Source organism: Streptomyces sp. NBC_01255, from assembly GCF_036226445.1.
Classification (GTDB): Bacteria; Actinomycetota; Actinomycetes; order Streptomycetales; family Streptomycetaceae; genus Streptomyces.
The window spans coordinates 1,538,119-1,557,860 of record NZ_CP108474.1 but is presented as its reverse complement, the minus strand read 5'-3'; the positions used below and the strand labels follow the sequence as shown (position 1 = coordinate 1,557,860).

Below are 19,742 nucleotides of genomic sequence, written 5' to 3'. Positions count from 1 at the left end.
ATGTTACTGACCGGTATTGACCATGCCTCAAACCGGCGGCCTCCGCCGGGAAGTTGGAGAACCACCATGCGCCACACGATGACTCTGCGCCGCACCCTGACGGCCGTGCTCACCACGACGCTGCTCGCCGGGGGCGTGCTGCTCGGACAGACCGTCACCGCCGAACCCGCGGCCGCGGCCAAGATGACCTGCAACATCGACAAGCTGCGGTCGGACGCCCACAAGGAGCGCAACCGCGCCGCCCAGCTCCGCGGCCTCGGCGCCATGACGGAGGCCCGCAAGGCCGCCGCCCGCGCCGACGCCCTGGAGCACCGCGCCCAGCAGTGCCAGGACGCGGAGAACAACAACCGCCCGCCGCTCTGGAAGTAGCGGCTCGCGCGGGGCGGGTACGGTCCGAAAAGGGCCGTACCCGCCCCGCGGCCGTTCGCGGCCGGTCGGCCACCGGCTCAGCCGCACGTCAGTCGTACGTCATCCGCTCACCAGCTCCGCCGCCCGCGCCGCGCAGCCCCAGGCCACCGTCACTCCCGCGCCGCCGTGCCCGTAGTGATGCACCAGCCGGCCACCGCCCGGCAGCGCCACCGCCTCGATCCGGACACCGCCCGCCCGAGCGGGCCGCAGGCCCACCCGGTGCCCGAGAATCCGCGCCCCCGCGATCTCCGGCCGCACCCGCGCGCACCGCGCGACGATCGCCGCGGCCGTCGCCGGGTCGGCGTCGAGCCCCTCCGCCCCCTCCTCGGCCGTCCCGCCGAGCACCAGACGCCCCGGCTGCGGGAAGAAGTACGTCGTCTCGCCCGCCCCGTCGTCCGCCGCCGTGAACCACTCCTCGACGCCCGGATTCTCCACCAGCACCAACTGCCCCCGCACCGGCAGCAGTCCGGCGTCCGGTACGAGCTCCCGCGCGCCGAGCCCCGCGCAGTCGACGACCACCCCGGCCCGCGCCGCCGCCTCCTCGAAGCCGGTGACCGCGCGCCGCTCGAAGATCCCGCCCGCGGCCTCGAACCGTTCGCGCAGCCACGCCAGATGGACCGGCATGTCGATGAGCGGCAGCCGCGCCGCGAGACCCACGCCGTACGGACCCGGCACGTCCTCGGGAGCCAGCTGCCGCAGCCCCGGCACCTCCTTCGCCCACGCGCCCAGGCCGTCCAGGACGACGTCCGCGTGGACCCCGGCCACCCACCGCACCCCCGTCCGCTCCGGATCGGCGGCCAGCTCCCCGTACACCCGGAGCGAGGCGAGCGCCCAGGCCCCGGCCTCCGCCGCCGGCTCGATCCGGTACGGCCACCACAGGGCACCCGCCACGGCCGAGGTCGTCGCCGTCACGTCGTCCCGTGACCAGATCCGTACGCGCAGTCCGCGCTCCGCCAGGGTGACCGCCGTCGTCAGACCGACGACCCCGCCACCCACCACGATCACGTCGCTGTCCATGGCGGGGACCGTACCGGGACCGGGACATTTCCGGGACTCCACAGCCATGGAACGGGACCGGGTCCGGGGAAATACTTCAGGCATGCCGTCCGCGTACACGACCTTCGACCTCTCCGGCCCTCACCGCGACACCTCCGATCTCGTGGTCGACGGCTGGCCCCTGCTCCACCGGCTCGACGAGGTCGAGGGTGTCGACGCCGTCTCGCCCCTGGCCTCGGACCTCCCGCCCACGCTCCGCGCCGCGTCCCTCCGCGCGCTGCTCCGCGCCACCGGCCGCCGGATCGTCTACTCCTGCCCCGACTGCGAGGACCCCGGCTGTGGCGCGGTCACCGCTGTCGTCGAGCGCGACGGCGAGGACGTCGTCTGGCGCGACTTCGCCTGGCAGACCCGCGGCCTCGGCGATCCCGTCGACCTGGACCGCGACGGCTACCCGGGCGTCGGCCCGTACCGCTTCCGCGGCGACACCTACCGGACGGTCCTGCTCCGCCTCCTCGGCGACGCGACGGCCGAGGCCGGGCCCGATCCCGGGCCCCACGGCGTACGGCTCGCAGCCGCCTGACCGGAGCCCCCCCGACCAGGGCCCGCCCGACCGGGCGGAGCCGTGCTCCCGCCGTCGCCTAGGATTCGTACCCTCATGACTGCAACCCTCGTCGCCAAGGACCTCGCCGCCGGCCACGGCGAACGCACCCTCTTCGCCGGGCTCGACCTCGTCGTCGCCCCCGGTGACGTCATCGGCCTCGTCGGCGTGAACGGCGCCGGGAAGTCCACCCTGCTGCGGCTGCTCGCCGGGCTCGACACCCCGGAGGAGGGCGAGCTGCGGCTCTCCCCGCCCACCGCGAGCGTCGGCCACCTCCCGCAGGAGCCCGAGCGCCGCGCCGGGGAGACCGTGCGCGAGTTCCTCGCCCGGCGCACCGGCGTCACCGCCGCCCAGACCGCCATGGACGAGGCCACCCAGGGCCTCGTCGACGGCACGCCCGGCGCCGACGACGCGTACGCCGAGACGCTGGACCGCTGGCTGAACCTCGGCGGCGCCGACCTCGACGAGCGCGCCGAGGAGGTCGCCGACTCCCTCGGCCTCACCGTCGGCCTCGACCAGCCGATGACCTCGCTCTCCGGCGGCCAGGCCGCCCGCGCCGGTCTCGCCTCGCTCCTCCTCTCCCGCTACGACGTCTTCCTCCTCGACGAGCCCACCAACGACCTGGACCTCGACGGTCTGGAGCGGCTGGAGGCCTTCGTGAAGGGGCTGCGCGCCGGGACGGTCGTCATCAGCCACGACCGCGAGTTCCTCACCCGCACCGTCACCAAGGTCCTCGAACTGGACCTCGCCCAGCAGCAGATCACCCTGTACGGCGGCGGTTACGACGCGTACCTCGACGAGCGCGACACCGCCCGGCGGCACGCGCGCGAGGACTTCGAGGAGTACGCGGGCAAGAAGGCCGCCCTGGAAGCGCGCGGCCACATGCAGCGGTCCTGGATGGACAAGGGCGTCAAGAACGCCCGCCGCAAGGCCACCGACGGCGACAAGCTCGGCCGCAACGCCCGCAGCGAGGCCAGCGAGAAGCAGGCCGCCAAGGCCCGGCAGACCCAGCGCATGATCGAACGCCTCGACGTCGTCGACGAGCCCCGCAAGGAGTGGGAGCTGCGCATGGAGATCGCCACCGCCCCGCGCTCCGGCTCGGTCGTGGCGACCCTGCGCGACGCCGAGGTGCGCCGCGGCGACTTCTCCTTCGGTCCCGTCACGCTCCAGATCGACTGGGCCGACCGGGTCGCCGTCACCGGCGCCAACGGAGCCGGGAAGTCCACGCTGCTCGCCGCCCTCCTCGGCCGGCTCCCGCTGGACTCCGGCGACACCGTGGTCGGCTCGGGCGTCGTCGTCGGCGAGGTCGACCAGGCGCGCAAGCTCTTCCACGGCACCGAGAAGCTCCTGGAGGCGTTCTGCGCGGCCGTGCCCGACACGGAGCCCGCCGAGGTCCGCACCCTGCTCGCCAAGTTCGGGCTGAAGGCGGAGCACGTCCTGCGGCCCGCGACCACGCTCTCCCCGGGCGAGCGGACGCGCGCCGCGCTCGCGCTGCTCCAGGGCCGGGGCGTGAACCTGCTCGTGCTCGACGAGCCGACCAACCACCTGGACCTGCCGGCGATCGAGCAGCTGGAGTCCGCCCTCGACTCGTACAACGGCACCCTGCTCCTGGTCACCCACGACCGGCGCATGCTCGACGCCGTCCGCACCACCCGCCGCATCGAGGTCGCCGACGGCAAGGTGACCGAGCTCTGATGGCGGACCGAGTGCCGGCGGCGACCTCATGACGATCTCCTTCGGCTGGGGGCCCGTCGAGGCACGGGCCCTCGCCCCGGCGGCCGCCTGTGTCGTCGTGGTCGACGTGCTCTCCTTCACCACGTCCGTCGGCGTCGCGGTCGAGGGCGGCACCGCCGTCCTCCCGTACCGCTGGCGGGACGCCACCGCGGCGGCGTTCGCGCGGGAGGAGGACGCCGTCCTCGCCGTCGGCCGGCGCGAGGCCACCGAGGCGCACCCGTGGACGCTCTCCCCGGCCGCCCTGCGCGCCGCCCCGATGCCGTCGCGCCTGGTCCTGCCGTCCCCGAACGGCTCCACGATCGCGGCGGAGGCCGGGGGCGCGACCGTCGTCGCCGCCTCCCTGCGCAACCCCACGGCCGTCGCCCGCTGGCTCGCGGACCGGGGATACGGCTCCGCGGACCGCCCGCTCGCCGTGATCGCCTCCGGCGAGCGCTGGCCCGACGGCTCGCTGCGCCCGGCGCTCGAAGACCTGCTCGGCGCGGGAGCGGTGCTCTCCGCTCTCGCGCGTACGGGCGGCACCGCGAGCCCGGAGGCGAGTGCGGCGGCCACGCTGTGGGCGGCGACGGAGGACCCGGTCGCCGCCTTGCACGGCTGCGACTCGGGCCGTGAACTGTACGAGTACGGCTTTCCGCAGGACGTGGCCGTGGCCGCCGAGATCGACAGCTCGACGACCGTCCCCGTCCTCGTGGACGGTGCATTCCAGGAGGCAGCACCATGACCGACCTACTGACCCGGCTGACCGAGATGCTGGACGATCTCGACGCGGACGTCGACGAGACGATCGACCTCGCGGACGAGATCGCGTCCTCGGGCGACGCCGGGCTCCTGCCCCGGCTCCAGGCGGAGCTGGACCGCGCCCTCACCGACCGGAACGCCTACGCCCGTGAACTCCTCGGCGGAGTCCTCGCCGCCATCGGCGGCCCGGAAGCCCTCCCGGAGCTGATCCGCGCCTCGGCCGTCGACCTCGGCGACGACCAGGACGGCCTGGCCGCCGAGATCGTCGACCTGGTCCAGGCGGACCCGAACACGGCCGGCCGTGTTCTCCGGCCCCTGACGGAGGACGACGACCTCTCCGTCGCCAACCGCGCCGAGTGGGCGCTGCGCTTCGTGCCGTAAAGGGTGACGTGCGACGAGGCCGCGACCCGGTGGGGTCGCGGCCTCGGTCGTTCCCCCAGGGGGGAGGGGCCGATGCGGATCGGCCCCTCCACCCGTCCCTACTTGCGCTTGCCGCCGCCCTCGCCCAGGAGACCGGCCTTGCGCAGGGCGTCCGCCATCGCGCTGTTGCCCGGCGCCGGGGCCGACGAGCGGTCGCGGCCGCCCCTGTCGTCCCGGCCGCCTCGGTCGTTCCGGCGGCCACCGCCACCGCCACCGCCGGCTCCGCTGCCGGCTCCGCCGCCCTGGCGCTGCTGCGGCGGACGGCCACCTCGCTCGGCCCGCTCCCCGCGCTCGGCCCGCTCCCCGCGCTCGGCCCGCTCCCCGCGCTCGCCGCGCTTGGGCGCGCCGCCCGGCGCGTCCGTGCCCGCCTCGTCGTCCAGGCGCAGGGTCAGCGAGATCCGCTTGCGCGGGATGTCGACGTCCATGACCTTGACCTTGACCACGTCGCCGGGCTTCACGACGTCACGCGGGTCCTTGACGAAGGTCTTCGACATCGCCGACACGTGCACCAGACCGTCCTGGTGCACGCCGATGTCGACGAACGCCCCGAAGGCGGCCACGTTCGTGACGACCCCCTCCAGGACCATTCCCGAGGCCAGGTCGCCGATCTTCTCGACGCCCTCCTTGAAGGTGGCCGTCTTGAACGCCGGTCGCGGGTCGCGGCCCGGCTTCTCCAGCTCGCGCAGGATGTCCGTCACCGTCGGGAGACCGAAGGTCTCGTCGACGAACTCGTCGGCGCGCAGCGAGCGCAGCGTTCCCGTGTCACCGATCAGCGCCGCGACCTGTCCGCCCGTCGTCTTCGCCATCCGGCGCACCACCGGGTACGCCTCCGGGTGCACGGCCGAGGAGTCGAGCGGGTCGTCGCCGCCCCGGATGCGCAGGAAGCCCGCGCACTGCTCGTACGCCTTCGGGCCGAGCCGGGCCACGTCCTTCAGCGCCTTGCGGGAGCGGAACGGGCCGTTGGCGTCCCGGTGCGCGACGATGTTCTCCGCGAGGCCGGCGCTGATCCCGGAGACCCGCGAAAGCAGCGGCGTGGACGCGGTGTTGACGTCGACGCCGACGCCGTTCACACAGTCCTCGACCACGGCGTCCAGCGAGCGCGAGAGCTTCACCTCCGCCAGGTCGTGCTGGTACTGGCCGACGCCGATCGACTTCGGGTCGATCTTCACGAGCTCCGCCAGCGGGTCCTGGAGCCGCCGCGCGATCGACACGGCGCCGCGCAACGACACGTCGAGGTCGGGGAGTTCCTGCGAGCCGAAGGCGGAGGCGGAGTAGACGGAGGCGCCGGCCTCCGAGACCATCACCTTGGTCAGGTTCAACTCCGGGTGCTTGGCGAGGAGTTCGGCCGCCAGTTTGTCGGTCTCCCGGGACGCCGTGCCGTTGCCGATCGCGACCAGCTCGACCGCGTGCTGCTTCGCGAGGCGCGCCAGCCTGTCGAGCGCCTGGTCCCACTTGTTGGCGGGGACGTGCGGGTAGATCGTGTCGGTGGCGACGACCTTGCCGGTGGCGTCGACGACGGCGACCTTCACGCCCGTACGGAAACCGGGGTCGAGACCGAGCGTCGCCCGGGTGCCGGCCGGCGCGGCGAGCAGCAGGTCGCGCAGGTTGGCCGCGAAGACCCGGACCGCCTCGTCCTCGGCGGCGGTCCGCAGCCGCAGCCGCAGGTCGATCCCGAGGTGCACCAGGATGCGGGTCCGCCAGGCCCAGCGGACGGTGTCCTGGAGCCACTTGTCGCCGGGGCGCCCCCGGTCGGTCACGCCGAAGCGGTGCGCGACGATCCCCTCGTACGAGGACGGGCCGGGCGTCTCGGACGGCTCCTCCGGCTCCAGGTCCAGGCTGAGGACGTCCTCCTTCTCGCCGCGCAGCATGGCGAGCACCCGGTGCGAGGGCAGCGCCGTGAACGGCTCGGCGAAGTCGAAGTAGTCGGCGAACTTCGCCCCCGCCTCCTCCTGCCCGTCCCTGACCTTCGCGGCCAGCCGGCCCCGGCCCCACATCCGCTCGCGCAGCTCGCCGATCAGGTCGGCGTCCTCGGAGAACTTCTCGGTGAGGATCGCCCGCGCGCCCTCCAGGGCCGCGGCGGTGTCCGCGACGCCCTTGTCGGCGTCCACGAAGGCGGCCGCGGCGGCCGCCGGCTCCACCGAGGGGTCGCCGAGCAGCCCCTCCGCCAGCGGGGTCAGCCCGGCCTCGCGGGCGATCTGGGCCTTCGTCCTGCGCTTCGGCTTGAAGGGCAGGTAGATGTCCTCCAGGCGTGCCTTGGTGTCGGCGGCCCGGATCCGGGCCTCGAGCTCCTCCGTCAGCTTGCCCTGCTCGCGTACCGAGTCGAGGATCGCCGACCGGCGGTCCTCCAGCTCGCGCAGATAACGCAGCCGCTCCTCCAGGGTGCGGAGCTGCGCGTCGTCGAGCATCTCCGTCGCTTCCTTGCGGTAGCGCGCGATGAACGGCACGGTCGAACCGCCGTCGAGCAGCTCGACGGCCGCCTTCACCTGTCGCTCGCGTACGCCGAGTTCCTCGGCGATCCTTGCTTCGATGGACGTCGTCACGGTGTCCCGACTCGCCTTCTCGTGCCTCAAGCTTGCGAGTGCATTGTGCCGGGTCGGTCACCCGGATGCGGCAACCGACCCGTCCCGCGCGCGTCCCCGCGCCCGCGTCAGCCCTTGTCAGCCCTGCTCGGCCCCGCTCAGCCCTTGCCGACGAGGTCCGCGGGGAAGGCGCCCGCGACCGCCGCCGTGACCAGGAAGCCGCGCCCCAGCTCGGTCAGCCGCTCGACGCCCGCCGCGCCGAGGTGCTCGTACGGGGCGGCGTCCAGCCGGTCGGTCTGCTGCTCCAGTTCGTCGCGCAGGGCCGTACCCGCCTCCGTGAGCTCGCCGTCGGCGTCGAGGAGCCCGCGCCCGCGCAGCCGCTCCGTCGCCGCCTCCCAGTCGGCGCGCTTCCAGCCTCGCGAGCCGAGCACCCAGCGCGGGGCCATGCCCTTGCCGGTGGCGGTGTGGGAGGCGAGGGCCTCGACGGGGTCGAGGCCGACCGTGAGCAGGGCCGCGAGATGGCCGTCGCCCCGGTGCTCGCGCAGCAGGGTGGCGGCGTACCAGTAGGCGAGGTGCGGGGCCTCCGGCACCGGCAGGTCCGCGTGGGCCGAGTAGAGCGGCCGGGCGTGCCGGGTGCAGGCCTCCGTGGCGCGCAGGGCGAGCACCGCGGCCTCGGCCATCTCCGGGGAGGAGACGGTGTCCTCGCCCAGGAGCCGGCGCAGGGTCGCGTCGACGGTGCGCAGCCGCGCGTCCAGGACGTCGGCGGGGGAGGCGGTGTCCCAGACGGCGGGGAGGTGCCGGGCGAGCAGCTCGTGGTTGTAGTTGTAGAAGGTCGCCGCGACCGTGCCCGCGCCCACCGCGCCGAGCGCGGCGCTCCGCGCGGCGAGCCGCATCGCGCTCTGGTCGGTGAAGCCGAGGGCGCTGAACTCGCGGTCCAGGTCGGGCGAGAAGTAGAGCGTGGAGTGCAGCGGGTTGAGGGCGTTGTGGCAGCGGCGTCCGGCGCGCGGCGGCAGGGCAGTCGTCATGGACCGAAGGTTACCGACTGGTCGGTACGACGGGAAAGGGGCGGCCTGACGCGTGCCGCCGCCCGATGGCAGGAAAGGTGGGATACGCGTCGTTGCCGACACCGCCGGAGCCGCCAAGGATGGGGACATGACGCAGCGACCCGTACTCGTCGTCCTCTTCGACGGCGTGCAGAGCCTCGACGTCACCGGCCCCTACGAGGTGTTCGCCGGTGCCGGCCGGTCCGCCGGGGACCCCTCCACGTACACGATCCGCACCGCCTCCCTGGACGGCGGACCGGTCCGTACGCACAGCGGACTGCGGCTGCTCCCCGACACGACCCTCGCCGAGGCGGTCGCCGACGGCGCCCCGCACACCCTCGTCGTACCCGGCGGCGAGGGCACGCGGGAACCCGACCCCGCCCTGATCGACTGGCTGCGCACGCACGCCCCGGACGCCGGACGCCTGGTCTCCGTCTGTACGGGGGCGCTGCTCCTCGCCGAGGCCGGACTCCTCGACGGACACCGGGTGACGACCCACTGGATCGCCTGCGACCACCTCGCGCGCTGCTACCCCGAGGTCGAGGTGGACCCGGATCCCATCTTCGTCCGGGACGGACGGCTCTCCACCTCCGCCGGTGTCACCGCCGGTATCGACCTCGCGCTCGCCCTGGTGGAGGAGGACCTCGGCCGGGACGTGGCCCTCACCGTCGCCCGCCACCTGGTCGTCTTTCTGCGCCGCCCCGGCAACCAGGCCCAGTTCAGCGCCCAGCTGGCCGCCCAGACCGCCCGCCGGGAGCCGCTGCGCGACCTCCAGCAGTGGATCACCGAGCACCCCGGCGGGGACCTCTCGGTGGAGGCGCTCGCCGCCCGCGCCCGGCTCTCGCCCCGCCACTTCGCCCGGGCCTTCCGGGCGGAGACCGGTACGACCCCCGGCCGCTACGTCGACCGGGTGCGGCTCGAACACGCCCGCCGCCTCCTGGAGGAGACCACCCGCGGGGTCGAGGAGGTCTCCCGCGCCTCGGGCTACGGCACGTCCGAGGCGATGCGCCGCGCCTTCACCAAGGCCCTCGGCACCGCGCCAGCCGACTACCGCCGCCGCTTCCACGCACCCGCCCACCGCATCGACCGACCCATCGACTGACCCATCGACCGACTCATCGACCGAAAGGGACCACCATGCAGATCGCCGTCCTGCTCTACGCGGGCTTCACCACGCTCGACGCCGTCGGACCGTACGAGCTCCTCGCCCGCCTCCCCGGCGCAGAGACCGTCTTCGTGGCCAAGGAGACCGGTCCCGTCCGCAACGACCAGGGCAGCCTCGCCCTCGTCGCGGACAAGACGCTCGCCGAGGTCCCGCGCCCGGACATCGTCCTGGTCCCCGGCGGGCCCGACTCCCGGGAGGCCATGAACGACCCGGAGATCCAGGCCTGGCTCCGTACCGCCGACGAGACCAGCGCCTGGACCACCTCGGTCTGCACCGGCTCGCTGATCCTCGCCTCGGCGGGCCTGCTCAAGGACCGCCGAGCGACGACGCACTGGCTGGCCTACGAGGAGCTCAAGGCGCTGGGCGTCGAGCCCACCGGCGAGCGGGTCGTCTTCGACGGCAAGTACGTCACCGCCGCCGGGGTTTCCTCCGGCATCGACATGGCGCTGCACCTGCTGGGCAGGATCGCCGGCGACGAGACCGCCCAGACGGTCCAGCTGCTCACCGAGTACGACCCGCAGCCGCCGTACGACGCGGGCTCCCCGGAGAAGGCCCCGGCCGAGATCGTCGCGTACTGGCGAAGCGGCGGCGACAAGGCCCGCGCCGCCGCCGAGGGGTGACTCTCAGAGTCCGTACGTGAAGCGGGGCGCGCGGCGCTCCAGGAAGGCGGCGACCCCCTCCGCGGTGTCGCCGCTGCCGCGCGCCTGCTCCGCCCAGTGGGCGTCCCGGTCCGCCCGCCCGTCGGCGAACTCCTTGGCCGCGGCCTGGGTCAGCAGCGAGCGCGAGGCGAGGACCCGGACGAACTCGGCCACCCGCTTGTCCAGTTCGCCCGCCGGGTGGACCTCGTCCACGAACCCGGTCCGCAGTGCCCGCTCGGTGTCCATCAACTCGCCGGAGAACAACAGGTACTTGGCCGTCGAAGGGCCCACGAGGGCGGTCAGCCTGCGGGTCGACGAGGACGGGTAGACGATGCCGAGCTTCGAGGGGGTGATCCCGAAGCGGGTGCCCTCCTCGGCGAAGCGCAGATCGCACGCGGCGGCGAGTTGGCTGCCGCCCCCGACACAGAAGCCCCGGACGGCCGCGAGCGTCGGCTTGGGGAAGGCCGCGAGCGCGTCCTCGGCCCGTACCGCGAGGCTCTGCTGCTCGTCACCGGGCTCCCGCAGCGCCGAGATGTCCGCCCCGGCGCAGAAGGTGTCGCCCTCGCCGGTCAGGACCAGGGCCCGCACCGCGTGGTCGGCGGCCAGCCGGTCCAGCACACCGGGCAGCGCGCGCCACATGGCGGCGCTCATCGCGTTGCGCTTGGCGGGGTTGGCGATGACGACGGTGGCGACCCCGTCCGTGACGCTGGCCTTCAGCTGCGGCTCCATGGGCCGGATGCTATCCGCCGCACCCGGACGCGTGATCAGGAAGGGGTGTCCCGAGGAGACGCCACGGGGCGAAGGACGCCCGCCGTCGGGGGCCTTCAGAAAGCGTGCAGGATCAGTCGAACAACTGACGTTGGCATACCCACCCGATCAGAAGGTGGCCGATAGGTGTCGACTTCTGGTCAGTAGGCCGGTCCGCCCGCGCGCATTGCCAAGACTCGATCCGTGGCGAGAATCGAGCACGAGGGTGGGAACCGGACCGTGGACACCCACGGAGGTGTACCCACCCGGTCACCGTCCTACGAAGGAGTCTGGCGCTTCACCGCACCCGCGGTCGACGTCTCCGTCCCGCAGGCCCGGCACGCCGTACGCGACCTGTTGGTCCGCCAGGGAGTCCCTGTCCATGAGGAGATCATGGACGGCCTGCTGCTGATCGTCTCCGAGCTGGTCACCAACGCCGTGCGGCACGCGGCGCTGCTGTCCCCGGAGATAGCGGTGGAGGTCGCGATCGGCCCCGAGTGGATCCGGGTGTCCGTCGAGGACAACCACCCGTACCGACCCAAGGCGCTGGAGGCGGACTACGGGCAGACCGGGGGCCGCGGACTGCTCCTGGTCCGGGAGGTCGCCCAGGAGGCCGGCGGAGCCTGCGACGTCGAGCACACGGCGAGCGGCGGCAAGATCATCTGGGCGGCGCTGCCCCTGGCCCCGATGGCACCGGGGCCAGGGGGCGCATCCCACGAGCCGATGGTCACCAGCCCCCGGACGGACCCGTCAGCTCCCTGACGGCCGGCCGCGCCGCGTCGAGCACCGTCATGAACCAGGCGGAGAACGGCGCGGCGGCGTGCCGCTCGGCCAGCTCGGCGGCGGTCACGAACGCGGTCTCCCCGATCTCCTCGGGGTCAGGCCGCGGTTCGGCCTGCACCAGGCCGACGAAGAGGTGGTTGAACTCCTGCTCCACCAGGCCGGAGGCCGGGTCCGGGTGGTTGTAGCGGACGGTGCCCGCCTCGGCGAGCAGCGTCGGCGAGACGCCGAGCTCCTCGAAGGTCCTCCGCGCGGCCGCCGCGAACGGCGCCTCGCCCGGGTAGGGGTGGCCGCAGCAGGTGTTCGACCAGACGCCGGGGGAGTGGTACTTGCCGAGCGCCCGGCGCTGGAGCAGCAGCCGGCCGGACTCGTCGAAGAGGAAGACGGAGAAGGCGCGGTGCAGCTGACCCGGCGCCTGGTGGGCGGCGAGCTTCTCCGCCGTGCCGATGGTCGTCCCGTCCTCGTCGACCAGTTCGAGCATGATCGGCGCCGGTGCTCCGGACGGCTGGACGCCGTTCGACGTGATCTCCGGCGAGATCTGAGCCACTGTGGCTGGTGTGGTCGGCATACCCGTCCTTCGCTTCGGTCCTCGGCCCGGTGGGGCAACCCCAGTCTGCCGTACAAAAGCGGCTTGTCCGCACTTCGTCGGCCGGACGTCGCCGCTCCCGCCGCGCCGGAGCACACCGGCGCGGCGGGAGCGGAGGGACCTCAAGGGGGCGTCAGACCCCGAAAGCCGCCGGATAGACGAGCGTGCCCGTCGGGACGGGCACGGATCCGTCCAGGACGAGCGCCATCATGGCCTCGTCCGGAACCTCGAAACCTGGCTTGATTCCATACTCGGACGCCCGTACGAACCCGAATCGTGGGTAGTACTCCGGATGGCCCAGGACGAGGACGAGCGCCTCTCCGCGCAGCCGGGCCGCGTCGAGCACCGCCCGGACGACGGCCTGCCCGGCCCCCGTCCGCTGGTACTCCGGAGCCACCGAGACCGGCGCGAGCGCCGCCGCGGGGGCACCGCCCACCCGGCAGCGGGTGATCAGGGCGTGCGCCGCGATCGAGCCGTCCGGGGCCTCCGCCACGTACGACAGACCGGGCAGCCAGGCGTCGGCGTCCCGCCGGAGGTCGTCGACCAGATCGGCCTCTCCCTCCGACGGGGGGTCCGCCGACGCGAAGGCCGCCGACACGACCCTCCACACCGCAGGGGCGTCCTCGGCGGTCTCCTCGCGGACGCTCCCCCTACGCCCGGGGGCGTGGGGGGACCCCCAGCGCGGATCGGCCGGCCGCAGGACGAAACCGGCGTAGCCGTAGTCACCGCCGTGCTCGCGCCGCAGGGCGATCTCGGTACGCGCACCGGCCACGGCCTCGGCCATGCCGGGCACGGTGGTGTCGGCCGCCTCGGCGTGCGCGGCGAGCGGGACGTAGTACTCGTCCCAGTCGCTCTCCGGCTGCGGGACGGTGCCGACGACGTGGTAGCCGGCCTCGACCGCCGCCGCCGCGTTCCCGGCGACGGTACGGAGCGTGTAGTGCTCCTCCCAGAAGGCGCGGGCCACGGGGCCCGGCTCCTCGGTGGTCCACACGCACTCGGTGAGCACGAGCGTGCCGCCCGGCGCGAGCAGCCTGCGCCACTCGGCCAGGGCCCGGTCGAAGCCGAGCACGAAGACCGAGCTCTCGGCCCAGACCAGGTCGAAGGAGCCGTCGGGGAAGGGCAGTGCGCCCATGTCGGCGTCGACGGTGCGGATCGAGCCGTCGAGCCCGCGCGCGGCCGCGGAATCCCGCAGCTCGGCGAGGAACGGCTCGTGGGTGTCGACGGCCGTCACCTCGGCGCCGGCCTCGGCCGCCAGGAGCAGCGCGGAACGGCCCGGGCCGCAGCCCAGGTCGAGCACGCGCGGACGCTCCGGAAGCCGGCCCGCGAGCGCGAGCAGCCGACGGGTGGTGGTGTCGGATCCGGGGCCCTGCCGCGGAAGACCGTGGTGCAGGGCGAAGAAGGAGTCGTACAAAGCGTTGTCGGACAACGTGGGAAACCCTTGTGTGAGAGGGCCCCGGCCGACGACGTGACGTACCGGTGGGAAGACCGGGATCAGGTCAGCCGGTGACCCGGGAGCTGAAGCTGGACCGGGCGCTGCCGCACTGGGCAGCCTCCATCGCGACGGTCATCAACCTCAGCTCCTCTCCACACGTACACGTCCGAAGATCCTAACAGTCCCGGGATCTCACAGGCAGAGCTTCGCCTCGTGCTGCGCGTGCCCGGCGGGCTCCAGCTGGAAGGTGCAGTGCTCCACGTCGAAGTGGGAGCCCAGGCACCCCTGGAGGTCGTGCAGCATCTTCTCGTGCCCGACCGAGTCCAGCGCGCCCTGGTCCACCACGACGTGGGCGGAGAGCACCGGCATGCCCGAGGTGATCGTCCAGGCGTGCAGGTCGTGGACGTCCTCGACGCCCGGAAGCGCCAGTATGTGGGCCCGTACCTCTGCCATGTCGACGCCCTTGGGGGCCGCCTCCAGGAGCACGTCCAGGGTCTCGCGCAGCAGCTTGACCGTGCGGGGCACGATCATCAGGCCGATCACGATCGAGGCGATCGGGTCGGCGTACTGCCAGCCCGTGGCGATGATGATGCCGGCCGCGACGATCACCGTCACCGAACCGAGCGCGTCCGCGAGCACCTCCAGATACGCCCCGCGCACGTTGAGGCTGTCCTTCTGGCCCCGGGCGAGCAGGGAGAGGGAGATCATGTTGGCCACCAGGCCGACCACGGCGAAGGCGATCGCCAGACCGCCCTTGGTCTCGGCGGGCTCGACGAACCGCTGGATCGCCTCGTACAGCACGTAACCGCCGACGACGAGCAGCAGCAGACAGTTGGCCAGCGCCGCCAGGATCTCGGCCCGGGCGAATCCGAAGGTGCGGTTCCCGGAGGGCGGCCGGTTGGCGAAGTGGATCGCGAGCAGCGCCATCGCGAGGCCGACGGCGTCCGTCGCCATGTGGGCCGCGTCGGCGATCAGCGCGAGCGAGTCCGCGACCACACCGCCGATGATCTCGATCACCATCACGGAGAGCGTGATGCCGAGCGCGATCCGCAACCGGTTCTTGTACGCGGCCCCCGCGGTGCCCGTGGGGGGCGCTCCGCCGTGACTGTGCCCGTGGTCGTGTCCTGCCCCCATGAGATGGCCTCCCGAATCGAGTCGTTCCGTCTGCCCCAAGTGGCAAGTGAACTACGGGTGGGGGGTATGTGCAACACGGTACTGAACACCGTTGTCATATGCTCTGACCTGCGGATATGTGATCCGAACCCGCCATGGCGAGAACTGGTCGGCAGGGGCCCGCACGGCGGGCGCCGCCAGGGACCCCCGGGCCGGACCACCACCCGTCCGGGCCGATCTCCCCAGGGCCTCTCGCACCCGTGAGGCCATGGGTGGGCCCGGGGGAGTCCGGCCCGCGAAGCCTCGGTGAACTCACGCTCCGTTCATCCGATAGCCTCAGCCGACGTGCCGCCGCCCGGCGCCGGGCCGCACTACCGCGCCCCGGGCCGCCACGGCCCGCAGGCCCCTCGTCAGCTCCAAGGAGTGAGTTCGTCTGTCGACCGCCATCCTCACCGGCCCGCCGGCACCCGGATCCTCGCTCGACGCTGATCTGCGGTCGCTCGGCTTCGACGTCCGGATCGCCACCGGCGCCGAGGAGACCGGCACCGTGCTGGCATCGGTCCCGGCGGACGAGCGCGTCGCGCTCGTCGACCCCCGGTTCGTCGGTCATGTGCACGCCCTGCGGCTCGCCCTCACCGATCCCCGGTTCCCGGCCGCGGCCACGACCGGCGCGCTCTCCGCGCAGAGCGAGGCCCGCCCCGCGCTCGCCCGCGCCCTGACCGCGGTGACGGCCGTGACCGTGCCCGCGGGGTCCGCCGAGGCCGACGCCGACGCCGGCGACCTCACCGGCAGCCTCGCCGACGCCCTCGACGCCGACGGCGTCGCCGTGCACAGGCCCCGGCTCGGCACCCTCGTCGCCACCGTGCCCGCCGACGCCGAGGCCCGCCACGAGGCGCGCGCCGCCGTCGCAGCCGTCGACGAGGAAGCCGTACGCCTCCGCTCGGCGGTCAAGGCCCAGGACGGCTTCTTCACCACCTTCTGCATCAGCCCGTACTCGCGCTACATCGCCCGCTGGTGCGCGCGCCGCGGCCTGACCCCCAACCAGGTCACCACCGCCTCGCTGCTCACCGCGCTGATCGCGGCCGGCTGCGCGGCGACCGGCGAGCGCGGCGGCTACGTCGCCGCCGGCATCCTCCTCCTCGTCTCCTTCGTCCTCGACTGCACCGACGGGCAGATCGCCCGCTACTCGCTGCAGTACTCGACGCTCGGCGCCTGGCTCGACGCGACCTTCGACCGCGCCAAGGAGTACGCCTTCTACGCGGGCCTCGCTCTCGGCGCCGCCCGCAACGGCGACGACGTCTGGGCCCTCGCGCTCGGCGCCATGGTCCTCATGACCTGCCGGCACGTCGTGGACTTCGCGTTCTACGAGGCCACCTACGACGCCGCGGCGAGTAAGAGCCCCTCCGCCGCCCTCTCCGGCCGGCTCGACAGTGTCGGCTGGACCGTCTGGGCCCGCCGGATAATCATCCTGCCGATCGGTGAGCGCTGGGCGATGATCGCGGTCCTCACCGCCTTCACCAGCCCCCGGATCGTCTTCTGGGCGCTGATCGCCGGCGGCGCGTTCGCCGCGTGCTACACCGCCGCCGGCCGCGTCCTGCGCTCCGTGACCCGTAAGGCGAAGAGGACGGACCGGGCCGCCCAGGCCCTCGCCGACCTCGCGGACTCCGGTCCGCTCGCCCGGATCGCGGGCCGGATCTTCGGCGGCCTCGGACTCGGGAGGCTCCCCGGGTTCGTCCTCGCGCTGATCGCCACGGGAGTGCTGCTCGCCGCCGTCCTCGGCCGTCCCTTCGGGGACGTGCAGACCGTCGTCGCCGCGGCCCTCTACGTGATGTTCGCCGGCGCGGCCGTCCACCGCCCCCTCAAGGGCGCCCTGGACTGGCTCGTCCCCCCGCTCTTCCGCGCCGCCGAGTACACCACCGTCCTCGTGCTCGCCGCCCGCTCCGACTCCGCGCACGCCCTTCCCGCGGCGTTCGGGCTGGTCGCGGCGGTCGCCTACCATCACTACGACACGGTCTACCGCATACGCGGTGGCACCGGCGCGCCGCCCACGTGGCTGGTGCGCGTCACCGGCGGACACGAGGGGCGCACGCTCCTCGTGGTCGCTCTCGCCGCCCTCCTGGCGGACCGCGGTGACGACTTCACCCTGGCACTGACCGCCCTCGCGGTCGCCGTCGCGCTCGTGGTGCTCGTGGAGTCCATCCGTTTCTGGGTCTCCTCCGGAGCACCCGCCGTTCACGACGAAGGAGAAACAGCATGATCGGCCTCGTACTGGCAGCCGGTGCCGGACGCCGTCTGCGCCCCTACACCGACACCCTTCCGAAGGCCCTCGTGCCTGTCGACGGCGAGACCACGATCCTCGACGGGACGCTGAAGAACTTCGCCGAGATCGGCCTCACCGAGGTCGCGATCGTCGTCGGCTACCGCAAGGAGGCCGTCTACGCCCGCAAGGAGGCCCTGGAGGCGAAGTACGGCCTCACCATCACCCTCGTCGACAACGACAAGGCCGAGGAGTGGAACAACGCCTACTCCCTGTGGTGCGCCCGTGAGGTCCTCAAGCGCGGTGTGATCCTCGCCAACGGCGACACCGTCCACCCCGTCTCCGTCGAGAAGACGCTGCTCGCCGCCCGCGGCGACGGCAAGAAGATCATCCTCGCCCTCGACACGGTGAAGAACCTCGCCGACGAGGAGATGAAGGTCATCACCGCCGAGGGCAAGGGCGTCCAGCGCATCACCAAGCTGATGGACCCGGCCACCGCCACCGGCGAGTACATCGGCGTCACGCTGATCGAGGCCGAGGCCGCCGAGGAGCTCGCCGACGCCCTCAAGGCCACCTTCGAGCGCGACCCCGACCTGTACTACGAGGACGGCTACCAGGAGCTCGTCAACCGCGGCTTCACCGTCGACGTCGAGCCCATCGGCGACGTCAAGTGGGTCGAGATCGACAACCACGACGACCTCGCGAAGGGCCGTGAGATCGCGTGCCAGTACTGACCCGGCTGATCCCGTCGCCGGTCGTCGTCGACATCCGCCGAGGAGCGCTGGACGACCTGTCCGCGCTCCTCGCGGACCAGCGGATCTCCAGCAACGGCAAGATCGCCGTCGCCATCAGCGGCGGCTCGGGCCTGAAACTGCGTGACCAGTTCGCGCCCGAGCTCCCGGGCGCGGACTGGTACCCGGTCTCCGGCGGCACCATCGACGAGGCCGTGAAGCTGGCCGACGCCATGCGCGGCAAGCGGTACGACGCCGTCGTCGCCCTCGGCGGCGGCAAGATCATCGACGTGACGAAGTACGCGGCGGCCCGGGTCGGCCTGCCGCTGGTGGCCATCGCCACCAACCTCTCGCACGACGGCATCTGCTCGCCGGTGTCCACCCTGGACAACGACAACGGGCGCGGCTCGTACGGTGTGCCGACCCCGATCGCGCTGGTCATCGACCTCGACGTGATCCGGGACGCCCCGGTGCGCTTCGTCCGCTCCGGCATCGGCGACGCGATCTCGAACCTCTCCGCCATCGCGGACTGGGAGCTGTCGCACGTGCAGACGGGCGAGCCCGTCGACGGTCTCGCGGCCGCCATGGCGCGCAGCGCCGGCGAGGCCGTGCTCCGCCACCCCGGCGGCGTGGGCGACGACGACTTCCTCGTCACGCTCTCCGAGGGCCTGGTGATGTCCGGCATCGCCATGTCCATCAGCGGCGACACGCGGCCCTCCTCGGGCGCCTGCCACGAGATCAGCCACGCCTTCGACCTGCTCTTCCCGACGCGGGCCGCGAGCCACGGCGAGCAGTGCGGTCTCGGCGCGGCCTTCGCCATGCACCTGCGCGGTGCCCAGGAGGGCTCCGCGCTGATGGTCGAGACCCTGCGCCGGCACGGGCTGCCCGTGCTGCCGGAGGAGATGGGCTTCTCCGTGGACGAGTTCGTCCAGGCGGTGTCCTTCGCCCCGCAGACCCGGCCGGGACGCTTCACCATCCTGGAACACCTCGACCTGTCCGACGACGAGATCAGGGACGCGTACGCCGACTATGCAAAAGCCATCGGTAGCTGAGCTCCGACCGGTCGTCCACCCCCCGGGTGTGAAGGACCGGCGGAGCGGTGAGCACTGGGGCGGCCGCCTGTACATGCGGGAGATCTCGCTGCGGATCACCCGGCGGCTGGTGACCACGAAGGTCACGCCCAACCAGCTGACCTACCTGATGACCGTCTTCGGCGTGCTCGCCGCCCCGGCGCTCCTCGTGCCGGGCATCACGGGCGCCGTCCTCGGCGTCGTGATGGTCCAGATGTACCTGCTGCTCGACTGCGTCGACGGCGAGGTCGCCCGCTGGAAGAAGCAGTTCTCGCTCAGCGGCGTCTGGCTGGACCGGGTCGGCGCGTACCTGTGCGACGCGGCGGTCCTCGTCGGCTTCGGCCTGCGCGCCGCCGACCTGTGGGGCGAGGGCCGGATCGACTGGCTGTGGGCCTTCCTCGGGACCCTCGCCGCCCTCGGCGCGATCCTGATCAAGGCGGAGACCGACCTCGTCGGCGTCGCCCGGCACCAGGGCGGACTCCCGCCGGTCAAGGAAGCGGCCGCCGAGCCGCGCTCCTCCGGCATGGCGCTGGCCCGCAAGGCCGCCGCCGCGCTCAAGTTCCACCGGCTGATCCTGGGCATCGAGGCCTCCTTCCTGATCCTGGCCCTCGCGGTCCTGGACCAGATCCGGGGCGACCTCTTCTTCTCCCGGCTCGGCGTCGCCGTCCTCTGCGGCATCGCCCTGCTCCAGACCGTTCTGCACCTGGTGTCGATCCTGGTCTCCAGCAGGCTGAAGTGAGGCCGGCCGTGAGTTCTCCGCTCAAGGTGGG

19 protein-coding genes are annotated in these 19,742 nt (G+C 73.1%); 12 read left to right on the top strand and 7 right to left on the bottom strand.

The genetic code is table 11. The features are described from left to right. Positions 1-66 precede the first annotated feature (66 nt). Complete coding sequence (locus OG357_RS06680) at positions 67-369, top strand: hypothetical protein (protein WP_329620255.1); 303 nt, start codon at positions 67-69, stop codon at positions 367-369. 99 nt (positions 370-468) lie between these two features. Here OG357_RS06680 and OG357_RS06675 read toward each other — a convergent pair whose 3' ends face one another. Next, a complete protein-coding gene (locus OG357_RS06675; protein ID WP_329620254.1) occupies positions 469-1,425 on the bottom strand; it encodes an NAD(P)/FAD-dependent oxidoreductase in 957 nt (318 codons plus the stop codon). Between the two features lie 82 nt (positions 1,426-1,507). On the opposite strand from OG357_RS06675, the gene OG357_RS06670 reads away from it, so the two are divergent. The 4 genes from OG357_RS06670 to OG357_RS06655 all read left to right on the top strand — a co-directional run bounded on the left by OG357_RS06670 (position 1,508) and on the right by OG357_RS06655 (position 4,852). Then, positions 1,508-1,984: a hypothetical protein gene (locus OG357_RS06670; RefSeq protein ID WP_329620253.1), complete on the top strand. Its 477-nt coding sequence runs from the start codon at positions 1,508-1,510 to the stop codon at positions 1,982-1,984. 75 nt (positions 1,985-2,059) lie between these two features. Further along, positions 2,060-3,697, top strand: a complete 1,638-nt coding sequence (locus tag OG357_RS06665; RefSeq protein ID WP_329620252.1) for an ABC-F family ATP-binding cassette domain-containing protein — start codon at positions 2,060-2,062, stop codon at positions 3,695-3,697. A gap of 28 nt (positions 3,698-3,725) precedes the next feature. Then, positions 3,726-4,454, top strand: a complete 729-nt coding sequence (locus OG357_RS06660) for a 2-phosphosulfolactate phosphatase (protein ID WP_329620251.1) — start codon at positions 3,726-3,728, stop codon at positions 4,452-4,454. After that, the gene (locus OG357_RS06655; protein ID WP_329620250.1) at positions 4,451-4,852 is read left to right on the top strand and encodes a hypothetical protein; all 402 of its coding nucleotides are present in this window, start codon (positions 4,451-4,453) and stop codon (positions 4,850-4,852) included. Before OG357_RS06660 ends, OG357_RS06655 begins: the two co-directional genes overlap by 4 nt. 98 nt (positions 4,853-4,950) lie before the next feature. Here the strand turns inward: OG357_RS06655 and OG357_RS06650 are convergent, their stop codons facing one another. Further along, the gene (locus OG357_RS06650) at positions 4,951-7,431 is read right to left on the bottom strand and encodes a Tex family protein (RefSeq protein WP_329620249.1); all 2,481 of its coding nucleotides are present in this window, start codon (positions 7,429-7,431) and stop codon (positions 4,951-4,953) included. A 137-nt stretch (positions 7,432-7,568) separates the two neighbouring features. Beyond that, on the bottom strand, positions 7,569-8,435 hold the full coding sequence (locus tag OG357_RS06645) for an SCO6745 family protein (protein ID WP_329620248.1): 867 nt from the start codon (positions 8,433-8,435) through the stop codon (positions 7,569-7,571). A 127-nt stretch (positions 8,436-8,562) separates the two neighbouring features. On the opposite strand from OG357_RS06645, the gene OG357_RS06640 reads away from it, so the two are divergent. Further along, a complete protein-coding gene (locus OG357_RS06640) occupies positions 8,563-9,555 on the top strand; it encodes a GlxA family transcriptional regulator (protein ID WP_329620247.1) in 993 nt (330 codons plus the stop codon). A 35-nt stretch (positions 9,556-9,590) separates the two neighbouring features. Next, entirely contained in the window at positions 9,591-10,238 is a 648-nt protein-coding gene (locus OG357_RS06635) for a DJ-1/PfpI family protein (RefSeq protein ID WP_329620246.1), read from the top strand. Positions 10,239-10,241: 3 nt separating this feature from the next. Here the strand turns inward: OG357_RS06635 and OG357_RS06630 are convergent, their stop codons facing one another. After that, positions 10,242-10,985 carry an enoyl-CoA hydratase/isomerase family protein gene (locus OG357_RS06630; protein WP_329620245.1) on the bottom strand — a complete coding sequence of 248 codons (744 nt, stop codon included), beginning with the start codon at positions 10,983-10,985 and terminating at the stop codon, positions 10,242-10,244. A gap of 258 nt (positions 10,986-11,243) precedes the next feature. Here OG357_RS06630 and OG357_RS06625 point away from each other — a divergent pair, with 258 nt between their 5' ends. After that, complete coding sequence (locus OG357_RS06625; protein WP_317600862.1) at positions 11,244-11,765, top strand: ATP-binding protein; 522 nt, start codon at positions 11,244-11,246, stop codon at positions 11,763-11,765. Here OG357_RS06625 and idi read toward each other — a convergent pair. The 3 genes from idi to OG357_RS06610 form a co-directional block, all read right to left on the bottom strand. Beyond that, complete coding sequence (gene idi, locus OG357_RS06620; protein ID WP_399227160.1) at positions 11,731-12,351, bottom strand: isopentenyl-diphosphate Delta-isomerase; 621 nt, start codon at positions 12,349-12,351, stop codon at positions 11,731-11,733. The genes OG357_RS06625 and idi overlap by 35 nt on opposite strands. A gap of 151 nt (positions 12,352-12,502) precedes the next feature. Beyond that, on the bottom strand, positions 12,503-13,795 hold the full coding sequence (locus OG357_RS06615) for a bifunctional class I SAM-dependent methyltransferase/N-acetyltransferase (RefSeq protein WP_329620244.1): 1,293 nt from the start codon (positions 13,793-13,795) through the stop codon (positions 12,503-12,505). Positions 13,796-13,993: 198 nt separating this feature from the next. Next, positions 13,994-14,935 (bottom strand): cation diffusion facilitator family transporter, encoded by a 942-nt coding sequence (locus tag OG357_RS06610; RefSeq protein WP_329620243.1) that lies wholly within the window; start codon positions 14,933-14,935, stop codon positions 13,994-13,996. A gap of 412 nt (positions 14,936-15,347) precedes the next feature. Between OG357_RS06610 and OG357_RS06605 the strand changes: the two genes are divergently transcribed. The 4 genes from OG357_RS06605 to OG357_RS06590 are packed head-to-tail and all read left to right on the top strand — an operon-like array spanning position 15,348 to position 19,711. Continuing rightward, positions 15,348-17,171, top strand: coding sequence for a DUF5941 domain-containing protein (locus OG357_RS06605; RefSeq protein ID WP_329625505.1), 1,824 nt, complete (start codon positions 15,348-15,350; stop codon positions 17,169-17,171). Further along, positions 17,168-17,905, top strand: a complete 738-nt coding sequence (locus tag OG357_RS06600; RefSeq protein WP_329620242.1) for a phosphocholine cytidylyltransferase family protein — start codon at positions 17,168-17,170, stop codon at positions 17,903-17,905. The genes OG357_RS06605 and OG357_RS06600 overlap by 4 nt, the downstream gene beginning before the upstream one ends. Further along, the gene (locus tag OG357_RS06595) at positions 17,893-18,954 is read left to right on the top strand and encodes an iron-containing alcohol dehydrogenase family protein (protein WP_329620241.1); all 1,062 of its coding nucleotides are present in this window, start codon (positions 17,893-17,895) and stop codon (positions 18,952-18,954) included. Before OG357_RS06600 ends, OG357_RS06595 begins: the two co-directional genes overlap by 13 nt. Next, the gene (locus OG357_RS06590) at positions 18,932-19,711 is read left to right on the top strand and encodes a CDP-alcohol phosphatidyltransferase family protein (protein WP_329620240.1); all 780 of its coding nucleotides are present in this window, start codon (positions 18,932-18,934) and stop codon (positions 19,709-19,711) included. Before OG357_RS06595 ends, OG357_RS06590 begins: the two co-directional genes overlap by 23 nt. Positions 19,712-19,742 lie beyond the last annotated feature (31 nt).